This window comes from Actinospineispora eucalypti (genome assembly GCF_039543365.1).
In the GTDB taxonomy this organism is placed as follows: Bacteria; Actinomycetota; Actinomycetes; order Mycobacteriales; family Pseudonocardiaceae; genus Pseudonocardia; species Pseudonocardia eucalypti.
Window position 1 is genome coordinate 35,805 of the sequence record NZ_BAABJP010000024.1, and the last position, 11,768, is coordinate 47,572.

The 11,768-nt window shown below is 69.3% G+C and carries 12 protein-coding genes and 3 pseudogenes; 9 read left to right on the forward strand and 6 right to left on the reverse strand.

The window, feature by feature from the left end:
• Window positions 1–113: 113 nt before the first annotated feature.
• A pseudogene (locus ABEB12_RS42185) lies at window positions 114–197 on the forward strand (helix-turn-helix domain-containing protein); the annotation flags it as partial.
• Between the two features lie 2 nt (window positions 198–199).
• Here the strand turns inward: ABEB12_RS42185 and ABEB12_RS22565 are convergent.
• Both ABEB12_RS22565 and ABEB12_RS42190 read right to left on the reverse strand, forming a co-directional pair.
• A complete protein-coding gene (locus ABEB12_RS22565; protein WP_345703050.1) occupies window positions 200–793 on the reverse strand; it encodes a hypothetical protein in 594 nt (197 codons plus the stop codon).
• Window positions 794–920: 127 nt separating this feature from the next.
• Window positions 921–1,268 (reverse strand): annotated as a pseudogene (locus ABEB12_RS42190) (nuclear transport factor 2 family protein); the annotation flags it as partial.
• Window positions 1,269–1,348: 80 nt separating this feature from the next.
• On the opposite strand from ABEB12_RS42190, the gene ABEB12_RS22570 reads away from it, so the two are divergent.
• Window positions 1,349–1,984, forward strand: a complete 636-nt coding sequence (locus ABEB12_RS22570; RefSeq protein WP_185060059.1) for a TetR family transcriptional regulator C-terminal domain-containing protein — start codon at window positions 1,349–1,351, stop codon at window positions 1,982–1,984.
• A 14-nt stretch (window positions 1,985–1,998) separates the two neighbouring features.
• Here ABEB12_RS22570 and sigJ read toward each other — a convergent pair.
• Window positions 1,999–2,808, reverse strand: a pseudogene (gene sigJ, locus ABEB12_RS22575) (RNA polymerase sigma factor SigJ); the annotation flags it as partial.
• Window positions 2,809–2,865: 57 nt separating this feature from the next.
• On the opposite strand from sigJ, the gene ABEB12_RS22580 reads away from it, so the two are divergent.
• Entirely contained in the window at window positions 2,866–3,264 is a 399-nt protein-coding gene (locus ABEB12_RS22580; protein WP_185060060.1) for a nuclear transport factor 2 family protein, read from the forward strand.
• An 85-nt stretch (window positions 3,265–3,349) separates the two neighbouring features.
• Here ABEB12_RS22580 and ABEB12_RS22585 read toward each other — a convergent pair whose 3' ends face one another.
• Window positions 3,350–3,760, reverse strand: a complete 411-nt coding sequence (locus ABEB12_RS22585) for a hypothetical protein (protein ID WP_185060061.1) — start codon at window positions 3,758–3,760, stop codon at window positions 3,350–3,352.
• A 27-nt stretch (window positions 3,761–3,787) separates the two neighbouring features.
• Complete coding sequence (locus tag ABEB12_RS22590) at window positions 3,788–5,548, reverse strand: HlyD family efflux transporter periplasmic adaptor subunit (RefSeq protein ID WP_185060062.1); 1,761 nt, start codon at window positions 5,546–5,548, stop codon at window positions 3,788–3,790.
• A 439-nt stretch (window positions 5,549–5,987) separates the two neighbouring features.
• Here ABEB12_RS22590 and ABEB12_RS22595 point away from each other — a divergent pair, with 439 nt between their 5' ends.
• The gene (locus ABEB12_RS22595) at window positions 5,988–6,203 is read left to right on the forward strand and encodes a hypothetical protein (protein WP_185060063.1); all 216 of its coding nucleotides are present in this window, start codon (window positions 5,988–5,990) and stop codon (window positions 6,201–6,203) included.
• A 356-nt stretch (window positions 6,204–6,559) separates the two neighbouring features.
• Here the strand turns inward: ABEB12_RS22595 and ABEB12_RS22600 are convergent, their stop codons facing one another.
• Window positions 6,560–7,354 (reverse strand): right-handed parallel beta-helix repeat-containing protein, encoded by a 795-nt coding sequence (locus ABEB12_RS22600; protein ID WP_185060064.1) that lies wholly within the window; start codon window positions 7,352–7,354, stop codon window positions 6,560–6,562.
• Window positions 7,355–7,701: 347 nt separating this feature from the next.
• On the opposite strand from ABEB12_RS22600, the gene ABEB12_RS22605 reads away from it, so the two are divergent.
• From ABEB12_RS22605 to ABEB12_RS22625, 5 genes are all read left to right on the forward strand, one after another.
• On the forward strand, window positions 7,702–8,316 hold the full coding sequence (locus ABEB12_RS22605; RefSeq protein WP_185060065.1) for a TetR family transcriptional regulator: 615 nt from the start codon (window positions 7,702–7,704) through the stop codon (window positions 8,314–8,316).
• Window positions 8,317–8,335: 19 nt separating this feature from the next.
• Complete coding sequence (locus ABEB12_RS22610) at window positions 8,336–9,142, forward strand: hypothetical protein (protein ID WP_185060066.1); 807 nt, start codon at window positions 8,336–8,338, stop codon at window positions 9,140–9,142.
• The gene (locus tag ABEB12_RS22615; protein ID WP_185060067.1) at window positions 9,139–9,882 is read left to right on the forward strand and encodes a hypothetical protein; all 744 of its coding nucleotides are present in this window, start codon (window positions 9,139–9,141) and stop codon (window positions 9,880–9,882) included. The genes ABEB12_RS22610 and ABEB12_RS22615 overlap by 4 nt, the downstream gene beginning before the upstream one ends.
• Window positions 9,879–10,679 (forward strand): polysaccharide lyase family 7 protein, encoded by an 801-nt coding sequence (locus ABEB12_RS22620; RefSeq protein ID WP_185060068.1) that lies wholly within the window; start codon window positions 9,879–9,881, stop codon window positions 10,677–10,679. The genes ABEB12_RS22615 and ABEB12_RS22620 overlap by 4 nt, the downstream gene beginning before the upstream one ends.
• A gap of 247 nt (window positions 10,680–10,926) precedes the next feature.
• Window positions 10,927–11,766, forward strand: a complete 840-nt coding sequence (locus ABEB12_RS22625; protein ID WP_345703051.1) for a hypothetical protein — start codon at window positions 10,927–10,929, stop codon at window positions 11,764–11,766.
• Window positions 11,767–11,768: the final 2 nt, after the last annotated feature.

Here is an 11,768-nt window from a genome sequence, read left to right on the forward strand (position 1 = left end):
GATAACGTTTCGACGTCGTAATCGAAAGAGCTTTCCGGGGGATTGTCGTGGTTTCGTCCGAAGGTCGGGACAAGAATGTGTCTGATGCCTCGGATGCCGATCCCGAAAAGCTTATGACGGTGCGCGAGGTAGCCCAGGCGCTGCGGTTGTCCAAGATGACGGTATATCGTCTGATACACGAGGGCCAGCTCGCCGCCATTCAGCAGGACGGGCGTTTCCGAGTGCCCCGAGAATCGGTTCGCGCCCTCCTGCGTGCCGGTGCGCAGGGCAACTGGACGGTCCAGTTGCCCGAGCCCGGCGCCTGAGGTGTGCCCCGTGGACCCGCGCGGCGGCGTTCCCGCAGCTGCGCGGCGAGATAGGTCAGCGCCATGCGGGGATGTCCGATGAGCATGCGCAGGGCGGCCGCCGGGTTGGTCGGCGGCTTGGCGTCCACCGCGCTGTAGATCACGTTGTGCACGACCCGGCCGTGCTCGTCGAACCGCCAGATCTCGGTGCCCCTGGTCACGTGCCGGCCGTTGAACAGGCGGCCCTCCACCTCGTTGACGATCGTGTCGGGCGAGGTGCCGATGAGGGTCTTGGCGACCCGGCCGCGGGAGGCGGCGATCCAGTCGTAGAGCGCGCGCACCGCGGGCCCGGCCTCGGCGATGCCGTGGCAGACCTGGTGCACCCCGTCGCCGATCAGCTCCAGGCGGACCTCCGGCGCGTAGGCCTCGGTGAGCGGCCACTCGGGGTCGTTGCTGTTGGTGGCCAGTTCGGCGCGGGCGATGAAGGCGCGCGCATCGCGGGGGATCATCGCCTGCTCCGGACGAGGTCGGTGAGCAGCGCGGCGGCGGCGCGGGGCCACAGCCGGGGCGTGCGTGCGAGGGCGCGCAGCAGCGGCGCCGGGTTGGCGCGTAGGTGACCCGGGTGGCGGCCCGGCCCTCCCGCAGGGTGATCCGGTCGCAGCCGGGCATGACCACCCGCCGGCCGCCGATGGTGCCCTCGACCAGGACCTCGACGAACAGCGTCCCGCCGCGCGCCGCCCAGTCCCGCACGGTCAGGCGGAGGTCGGGGACCAGCGCGAACAGTGGTCGCGCGAACCGTTCGGCGAACTCGTCGATGCCCACGCCGGCGCCGATCAGCGGCTGGCTGAACCGGTAGTCCGGTTGCAGCCAGGGCCGGAAGTGGTCGACGAACTCCTCCGCGCTGGCCGGCGCCCGCCACCCGTCGGCGAACACACTCACCCAGGCCTCGGCGCTCGGTGGCGCCGCGCTGTCCGTGCTGCTCATCTGACCCTCCTCGGCTTTGACATAGCTCAAACTATTCAGATAGCTGAAACTATGTCAAGGCTGTTTGTATAGTTCGGGCTATGTCAGTTCCGGGTGAGGCGCCGCGCCGGTTGACCCGGGCCGAGGCCGCCGAGCAGACCCGGGAGCTGCTGCTGGGGAGTGCCCGCGAGGTGTTCGTCGAGCACGGCTACCAGAACTCCTCGATCTACGAGATCGCCAAGCGGGCCGGCCGCACGATCGGCGCGCTGTACTCGCAGTTCGGCGGCAAGGAGGGCGTGTTCCTCGCGCTGTGGGACCGCGACTTCGCGCGCCTGCTGGAGGGGTACACGGCCCGGGCCCGGGGCGCGGCCGACCTGGGGGACGTGCCGGCCGAGGCCGGCGAGTTCTGGATCGAGTTCCTGCAACGGGATCCGGACCTGTTCCGGCTGTTCATCGAGTTCTGGTCGCACGCGTTGCGCGAGCCCGAGCTGCGGCCCCGGTTCGCGGACTCGCTGCGCCAGCTGCACGCCGCCGTCGCCAAGGTCATCGAGGAGTACCAGCGGGCCTACGGACTTTCGGTCGCGGCGTCCCCGGCCGACGTGGCCCTGGTGATCGAGTCGCTGGTCGACGGCTTCTCGCTGCACAAGCTGGCCGACCCGGAGCACGTCGACTCCGCGCTGCTCGGCCGGGCGCTGGGCTGGCTGGTGCGGGGGCTGATGGCCGAGTCGGGGTTCTGAACCGGGAGCTTCTCCGGGTTGAGCACCGCGTACACCGCCGCGACCCGGTCGTCCTCGTCGTACTCGAGGGCGAACACCAGGAACGGGGCGTCCCCGCCGAGGACCAGCGCGCCGGGGGCGCCGTTCACCGGGACGACGCGCACGGTCAGCGGGTCCGGCCAGAACGGGGCGGCGGTGCGGAACCAGGCGGCGACCTCGGCCGCGCCGAACATCGGCTCGCGTGGGGTTTCCCGCCGGCCGTCCGAGTCGGCGCGGAACTCCACCCCGGGCGCCAGCAGGCGCACCAGCGCGGTCACGTCGCCGTCCACGGCGGCCGCCACGAACCGCGCGGTCAGCTCGCGGTGCTCGGCGCGGCTGGGGCGCCGGTGCGGGCGGCGGGCCTGCACGCGCCGGCGCGCCCGGTAGGCCAGCTGGCGGACGGCGCGCTCGGTGCGGCCCAGCATCTCGGCGATCTCGGCGTGGGCGAAGGCGAACGCCTCGTGCAGCACGAACACCGCGCGTTCGTCGGCCGACAGGGTCTCCAGCACCACCAGCAGGCCCACCGAGACCGCCTCACCCGGCGCCGCCGCCTCCACCAGCGGCTCGGGCAACCACGGCCCCAGGTACTCCTCGCGCCGCGCCCGCACCCGCCGCAGCTGGTCGATCGCCTCGTTGGTGACCAGGCGGAACAGGTAGGCGCGCGGATTGCTCACGGTCGCCCGGTCCACCCGCCCCCAGCGCAACCAGGCCTCCTGCAGCACGTCCTCCGCGTCGGCCCGGATGCCGAGCATCCGGTAGGCCGCACCGAACAGCTCGGCCCGGTGCGCCTCGAAGGTGTCGTCCATCGCCCGCGAGCGTATTGACCGCGTGACGCGAGCACCTCCGTCCTTCGTCGTACCGGTATGAGCACTCCTGAACAGCACCGGAAGGTCGTCGAAGAGCTGCTGCGCCGCCTCTTCGAAGCACGGGACGTGGACGCGGCGCTGGAACTGCTGCACGACCGGTTCGTCTCGCACAACCCGCTGGTGCCGCACGACCCGGCCACCACCAGCGGCAAGCTGGCGTTCGGCGAGTATTTCCGCACGCCGGCCGGGCGGCGCCTGATGGCCGCGCACAGCGAGGTCCGGCGGATCGTGGCCGACGAGGACCACGTGGTGGTGCACAGCCGGATCAGCCGGCCGGAGCCGCCGGACGTGGCGGTGGTGGACATCCTGCGCCTGCGCGACGGCCTGGTGGCCGAGCACTGGGACGTGGTGCAGCCGATCCCCGACCGACCGGCCAACCCACACGGCATGTTGTAGGCGTCTCACGACAAAACAGAGCGCCCCGGCCCTGCCTTTGGCGGCGGGACCGGGGCGCTCGGTTGTCGGGCGGTTCTAGCGGGTTCTAGCGGGCAACGCCGCCGGGTCCGCCGTAGGGGACCGGCGGGGGGGCCAGCGACGCGGGGACGCTGGGGCCGAGCGGGGTGCACTTCTTGGGTGCGACCCCGGTCGGGGCGTCAACGGTGCCGCCGCTGCACCTGAACTTCTGGATGTCGCCGGTGCGGTTGACGAGGGTGTAGGACTTGTCTTCGGGGATGTAGCCGGTCGTCTGCATGCCGCCGAAGGCTTCGCAGTTGGTGGTGGCGACGACGCCGGGCAGGACCGACACGAGGATGTCGCAGATGTAGGCCGGCGTGGTCGGCGGGGGCGGGGGAGCGGGGTTCTGCGCCGGGGCGGCCATGGCCACCGCCGGGATCAGTACGGCCACCGGCACCGCGGCGGCCGCCGCGGCGAGGAGCCTTGAGGTGATGCGCATTTTGGTTCCTTTACCTGAGGCCGGGGGTCAGTTCGAGGGTCCGGTGATCGACCCGTTGCTCGCACCGTTGTTCATCGGCGCGAACGGGTTGGTCCCTGCCGTTCCGGCGTTCGGGTCACCCGGTACCGCGGACCCCATGTCGCCCGGCTCGGCGGGGAGCTCACCGGGGTCGCCCGGGAAGGTGTTGCCCTCCGGCATCGGCAGTGCGGCGGGTGGCGCGGCGGCGGGCACGGCGGCGGGCACCGCGAGCTTGGCCCGCTCGGCGGCCTTCTGCTCCGGGTCCTTGCTGTCCACGGTCAGGGGCTGCTCGGCCGGCACGTCCGGGACGTCGTCGCTGGCCGGCAGCGGCAGGGTGCCGCTGTCGGGGACGAAGACCTTCTCGTCCTTGTTCAGGCCGGAGAGCACCTGGGTGTTGTCGTCACCGGCCTTGCCCCGGGTGAACTCCTTCATGACCGGCTTGCCGTCGGCGCCGGGCACGTGCACGAAGGTCTTGCCGTCGTCCTCGGTGACCGAGGAGGTGGGCACGACCATGGCCTTGTTCTCCACGGTGTTGGTCACCACGGAGACGTTGGCGGTCAGGCCGGCCTTGAGCTCCTTCGGGGCGTCCTTGAGCAGGATCGTGGCGTAGTACACCGGTGCCGCGTTGACGCCCGGGGAACCGACCGGGGCGATGGAGGCGACGGTGCCGTCGGTCTCCTTGCCGGCCAGGGCCTCGTAGGTGACCTTGGCCTGCGCGCCGGAGGTGATCCGGACCGCGTCCTTCTCCGGGAACGCGGCCACCACGGTGAAGGTGTCGATGCCGCTGATCTGGATCAGGGTGCTGCCGGCGGGGAGCACGGCCTGCAGGCCCGCGTTCGGGGACTGGCCGCCGGTGAGCGCCTTCTGGTCCGCGCTGGCCAGGTCACCCACGTTGGGGATCCGGCCCTGGCTGCCCGGGCTGTTCGGGGTCACCGAGCTGTCGCCGCTGGACGGCGGGCTGAACTCGCCGACCGCGCCGTTGACGGCGGAGACCACGCCGTCGGCCGGGGCGTAGACGAAACCGTCACCCAGTGAGCCGAGGGCGTTCGCCACGGCCACCTGCGCGTTGGCCACCTGGGCGCGCGCGGCGAGGATCTGGTTCGGCCGGTTGGTCTTGGCGATGTTCCAGGTGTTGTACGCGGTAACCGCCGAGGTCCGCGCGGCCCGGTAGGTCGACCGCAGCACGCCGCGGTTCACCTTCAGGCTGTTGATCGCGTTGATGTAGGTCGTCTTGTCGGCGTAGTACTTGTTCTCCGCATCGGCGACGGCCTTAAGGGCAGCTGAGCACCCCGGAATGGTGTCGGCGAGCGGGCTGCCCTTGTGGCAGCCGGGGATCGCGTCGCGCGCATCCTTCGCCTTCTGCACCGCGTCGCGGTCCTGGCGCAGGCCGCGCTCCTGGCGCTCGATGATGTCGCGGTCGGCCTCTTCCTTGAGGTCGATGTTCTTGCGGGCCTGGTCGACCGACTTCTTGTTGTACTCGTAGATCTTCCGCAGGCCGTCCGGGTTCACGTCGTTGAGAATGATGTCCAGCGCGGCCTGCTGCTGGGCCAGCGTCTGCTGGGCCTGGAGCACCGCACGCTTGGCACCGCCGTTACCCAGCTCGGCGACCTTCTGGCCCTTCTTGACCTTGTCTCCGACCTTCACGTCGATGCTCTTGACGTTGCCGCCACGGTTGAAGGTGAGGTTCGCCGACTTAGCCGCCGACACCGCCCCCTTCGCGGTAACCATGTTGGACACCTGGCCTTCGCGCACCGATGACGTCAACGTCATGGGTGCGTCGTAAGCGCCGTGCACGGCAACGAGGGCGCCCGCGCTCACTAGCACGACGAGCGGTATCGATACGAAAGCCGCTCGCTTCAACGCCCACCGCCCGCCTGTACCCGCCTCTGACACTCCGACCCCTCTTTTCCTAATCAGCCGAAATCGCCCGAGTGCAACTCGGTTCCGGATCGTCCAACGAGAAAAAAGTGGCCGAATACGGCTTGGAAGATGAACAGCAGGTGAACTCTAAGAAAACGGACGGGGGACGGCCCGCAACAAGTGGATGTCACGATAGGCGATGACGAACATGAGAAGAACCTGATAGGGCACTACCCACAGGGGGATTTCGATTACGAAAAGTTGACTCAAAAAAATGGCCGAATGGGTTGACAGCGACACTTCGTTGATCGGAAAGGTAGTTCCAGGGCTCTGACCTGCGGTAAAACGATTGAGCGGCGGCGGCGACCCGATCAAGGAGAAGGTTGGTATCCGCAACGACCGGTCGACTGTGATTCACTCACGTGGGTGGCAAGATGTTTCGGCGCGCCGCCTGCCGGGTGAAATATCGACTCACGGCATGTCGATGGTTGCGCCGGGCGGCGTTGAAGATGCGTCAGAAGTGATTAAGTTCCTTCGCAATGCGAAGGAACTTAGGACGAATTGACGGCGACCTCCAGGTGTCGCATCCCCCAACGCCTCGGGTTGCCTTCGCCGGGGTCGGCCGAGGGGTTCGACTCGGTTCGACACCGGAATCCTCGGACAGGATTCTGGCGGACCGCCGGTGCTATATCGAAGTGATTAACGTGAATGCCGGTACGGCGTAGGTTGAAATACTTATCGAATGACGTTTAGAACGGGCTGCCGGGCCGGCGCACGAAAGCCTCCGGGGGCATCGGCGCCGCCCGGCCGGCCCGGCTTGCCTCGGGTCCCGCGTGCGGACTCCCCGACGTCGGGGATGGGCGCCCGGCGCCGGCTCGGGCGTCGCTCCGGCCCGGGCGTCGCTCCGGGCCGGCGGGCCGGCTAGGGCCGGCCGCCGATGTCGGGGCCCCGGTAGTCGCGGCGCGAGCTCGCGTCCATGCCGATCTCGTACTTCACGCAGGGGGAGATGTCGTTGCCCTCGATCACTGCGCCGGTCGAGTTGTTCTGGAAGCTGAACGCCTTCCGGACGCCGGCGTTGATGTCGTTGTCGGTGATGCGGACATTCTGGACGTCGTCGATCTGTACCGCCTGTGAGGCGTTGGCGTCGCAGAAGTTGTTGCTAAAGGTGATGTCCTTTGTCACGCCAATGCCGCTGCCGTCACCGGCGGACGAGTGCGGGCCTTCGACGATCAGGCACTGGTTGTCGATTTCCAGGCAGGCATTCCCGTCGATGAGGACATTCTGGCTTGCCGGGGCGTCGGGGCCGGTGGCGAAGCTCTGCATGCAGTCGGCATGGGCGTCCGTGCGTTCCGGGTCGATATAGCTGATCGTGTTGTGCAGGATTTTCAGGTTCGCGCCGAAGAATCGCAGGCCGTCGTGGTCCTCGCCGGTGGGATGGGTGACGGTGTTGTGCTCGACGGTGATGTTGTTGCCGCGCATCAGGATGCCGGGGGCGATCCCGCCGACCACGTTGAAGCCGGAGAGAACCACGTTGTCGGCGGTGATCGTGATCCCCTTGACCTCGCTCTTCCCATCGCCGAAGATCAGCATCGGCCACTCCGGGGTGCCCCCCTTGGCGATCACCAGGCGCGCGCCGCCGAAGTCGCCGAAGGCGCAGATCCGGTCGCCCGGATAGCCCTTCTCCAACGCGCGCCCCAGCCCCACCTGGTCACTCACGGAACTGATGCAATCGCTCGGCGCGGCATAGGGCCGCTGTGCGCCGGGGGTCGCGCCCTTCGGCCAGAAGTAGACGCCGGCGGCTATTGCTATCACGAGTACGGCGCCGATCGCGATCCAGCGGGGGCGCGGACTTCTGGGCACTCGTTTGAAGACGTCCACAGCGGTCCTTTGCACAAATCGGGGAATTTGTGGACCGTAGCATGTGATATCGAAAGATTTATCCGGTCTCCTCGAACACGTTGGTGCCCGATCCGGCCCGCGAGGTCCAGGCGAATTCCTCGGTGAGTCGGCGGGTCTGATACATTGTGTCAATCGTGACATCGTGTCACAGCTTGGGGGCATGGGTGGAGCTGCGAGAGCGGAAGAAGGCGCTGCTGCGGGACGCGATCGTGCGCAACGCGGTCGACCTGTTCGAGCGGCGGGGCTTCGACGCGGTCAGCGTGGAGGAGATCTGTCAGGCCTCCACCTGTTCGCGCAGCACCTTCCACCGGTATTTCGGCAGCAAGGAGGACCTGCTCTTCCCGACCGCCGCCGAGAAGCTCGAGACGCTCGCCGCCACGCTGGATGCGGCCGACGCCGGCTGGGACCCGTGGGAGGTGGCCCGGGACGCGGTCTCGGTCGGCCTGCGCGGGTTCCTCGACGACCTGGAGCCGGACCTGCAGGCCAGGTGCATCCGGCTGTGGTTCTCCGAGGCCCAGCCGCGCCGGCGGTACCTGGAGATCGTGCTGGAGTGGGAGACCGTGCTGTCGCGGTTCTTCGGCCCCCGGCTGGGGGTGGACCCGGCGACCAGCCTGGAGTGCCAGTTGCTGGCTTCCTCGATCAGTTCGGCGCTGCGGGCCGCGCTGGGCACCGCAATGGCCACCGGTGACCCGGTGGAGGCGCTGATCCGGCGGGCCTTCGAGATCGTGGAGACCGGGCTGTCGGCCAACCTCTTCGCCCTGCGCCAGACCGCCGTGTAGCCGTGTGAAGGAGACCGGGATGCCGCCGCTGAACCAGCCCCTCCCGCCGTTGGAGACGACGGTCATGCCGGCCGGCGCGCAGCTGATGTTCACCTTCGTCACCGGCGTCCCCATGCTGGCCGTGCTGGCGGTCGCGGTGGCGCACCTGGTGCGGCGCCGGGACGCCCTGTTGCTGCTGTGCTTCCTGGGCGGGCTGGCGGCGGTGATGGCCGAGCCGGTGGTGGACGTGCTGAGCCACCTGTACTTCCCGGTGATCGGCCAGCAGACGGCGTTCACCGCGCTGGGCCGGCCGATCCCCTGGGCGCTGGTGTTCGCCTATCCCTGGTACGTCGGCGGCCAGGGCTACCTGGCCTACCGCCTGTTCGCCTCGCGCCCCTCGGCCGGGCGGATCTGGCGGCTGTGGGGGCTGTACGCGCTGTCCAACATCGCGGTGGAGACGCCGGGAGTGCTCACCGGGTTCCACGTCTACTACGACAACCAGCCGCTGAACCTGTGGGGCTTCCCGCTGTGGTGCGCGGCGGTGCAGGCCATCATGCCGATGGCCGCCGGCGCGCTGATCCACGCCACCCGCCCTCGGCTGGGCAACGGCTGGCCCCTGCTCGCGGTGGTCCCGCTGGTGCCGATGGCCGACGGGATGGTCAACGCCGGCCTGGACCTGCCCATGTGGATCGCGCTCGGCTCCGGGGCCTCGTGGCCCGGCACGTACCTGGCGGCCGCGCTGACCATCGGCATGGCGGCCCTCGGCGTCTGGGTGCTCACCGTGCTGGTGGCCCGCCCGCCCGAGGACGCCCCGCAACCGGCGGCTCGAATCGAGGCGGCCCGGTGACCAGCTACGACCCCCGGGCGACGCTGGACGCCATCTCCGCGAACGCCGTCCCGGTGGTGCTGGTCGGCGGGTTGTCGATCGTGGCCATGTTCGTGTTCTTCGTGGAGGCGGCCCGGATGGGCGCCCGCGACCGCGTCTACCCGATGGCGCTGTGGATGACCGCGCTGTGGTGGCCGCACGACGGGTCCTACCTGCTGCACCTCGGCGACTGGTGGGGCCGCTACGACCACTGGTTCATGCAGCTGTTCTGGTTCGCCATCGTGGTCACCTTCCTGGCCGAGACCACGTTCTTCGTGCAGACCGTGCGGTTCGGCCGCGACGAGCTGTCGCCGGGTCTCACCGCACCGGCGCACGCGGCGCGGATGCTGGGCGCGCTGGCCTGCGGGGTGATCAGCTGGACCCTGCTCAAGGGCGCCCTGGACGACCCGCTCTATCTGCTGTCCTTCATGGCCACGCTGCTGTGGGGCGGCCCGTCGGGCAGCGCGCTGCTCGGCCGGCGCCCGGACGGCCGGGGCCAGTCGGTGCTGGAGTGGATCGGGTTCACCGTGATGGCGGTGCTCTACTCGGTCGCCTCGATCGGCTTCTTCGGCGGCGGGTTCTTCCACTCCTGGGCCTACCTGGCGCTGTGCGTGGCCGCGTGCGCCTGGGCGGTCGTCCACCTGCGCCAGGTATGGCTCTCCGGGGCGCCGCTCACCTCCCGCCACCCGCACCGGAGGAATTTGCTAGCGTCCGAAAAATGACGCCGAAAACCATTCTGCTGCTAATGGTGTTGTTGGTTACGACAATTGCCTGCGGCTCGCCTGCTCCGAATGCGCCGCCGCCGGACCTGGCCCCGGCCACGCCTCCGGAAATAGCCGCGCCGGACCCGGGAGCGGACCGGTCGAACCGCTATCCGAGTGACGTTCTAGACCTGAAGAACTGGTACCTCACGCTGCCCACCGGCAAGCCCAAGGACCCGGACACCGTGGAGCAGCCGGCGCTGGCCCGCTACCGGAGCGAGTACTTCCGCCTGGACGGCGCCGGCACCGGCGTGGTGTTCCGCGCGAACGCCGGCGGGGTGACCACCAAGGGCAGCAAGTACCCCCGCTCAGAGCTGCGCGAGATGGCCGGCGAGGAGAAGGCGTCCTGGTCGAACGGTGACGGGACCCACACCATGACGGTCCGGCAGGCGGTCACCCGGCTGCCCCCGGCGAAACCCGAGATCGTCGCGGCGCAGATCCACGACGCCGACGACGACGTGCTGCTCGTGCGGGTGGAGGGCAACCGGCTGATCGTCCGCTACGACGACGGGGACAGCGAGGCGGTGCTCGACCCGGCCTATCGCCTGGGCACGGTCTACGAGCTGCGGATGGTCGCCGCCGGCGGCCGGGTGGAGATCTTCTACAACGGCGTGCGCAAGGCCGAGGTGCCGAAGAGCGGGTCGGGTTGGTACTTCAAGACCGGCGCGTACCTGCAGTCCAACCCGGACCGGGGGGACGCCCCGGACGCGGTGGGCGAGGTCGTGATCTACGGCCTGCGGGTGGAGCATTCCCGGTGAGCAAATGGCGTTTCCCGAAATACTCCGTTCGGGCGCAAATAAGTTTTTCGGAATGTGCTAGGGCAAGTTGATATGTAACGGTTCGGCAGATTCTCACGAAAGTCGGGATACCAACCCCTCCCAGCTCCCCAGGAGTGGAAACGTGGAATCCTTCATGCATTCGTCAAGAATCTTCATCGTCGGTTCCGGTGTGGTCGGAACCGCCACCGGTGAAGGTTTTCGGGCCTTTGGCCACCGGGTCAGTTTCGTGGACATCTCACCGTCCCGGGTACGCCAGCTGCAGGCCCGGGGCCTGGACGCGAGCACCAAGCTGGACCTCACCGACGAGCCGGCGGACGCGGTCATCTTCCTCACCCTGCCCACCCCGAACGACGGCCTCGCGTACGACCTGCGCGCGCTGACCGAGGGCACCGCGGCCGTGGGCCGCGCGCTGGCCGCGACCGACCGGCGGCACACCGTGGTGGTCCGCTCGACCGTGCCGCCCGGCACCACCGACGGCCTGGTCCGGTCGGTGCTCGAGCACTCGTCCGGGCGGACCGAGGGCGAGGGCTTCGGCCTGGCCGCGAACCCCGAGTTCCTGCGCGCGGCGACCGCCGGGGAGGACTTCCGCAACCCGTGGATGACCGTCATCGGCAGCCGCGACCTGCGCGCCGTGGCGCAGCTGCGGCACCTGCTCACCCCGTACGGCGGCAAGCTGCGCACGTTCTCCGACCCGGCCGAGGCCGAGCTGGTGAAGTGCGCGAACAACCTGTTCAACGCGACGAAGATCAGCTTCTGGAACGAGCTGTGGCTGGTCGCGCGCCGGGCCAACCTGGACCTGGACGACATCGCCGCCACCGTCGCCGACGCCGCCGAGGGCTCCTGGAACCCCCGCTACGGCATCCGGGGCGGGGCGCCCTACGGCGGCGTCTGCCTGCCCAAGGACACCCGCGGCTTCCTCGGCTACGCCGAGGAGATCGGGGTGGAGATGCCGCTGCTGCGCGCGGTGGTGGAGACCAACGACCGCATGGTCGAGGTGGTCGACCAGGAGGCCGACGTCGCGGTGTCCATCCCGTTCGCCCGGGCCAGCACGCCGGCCACGGTCTGAGG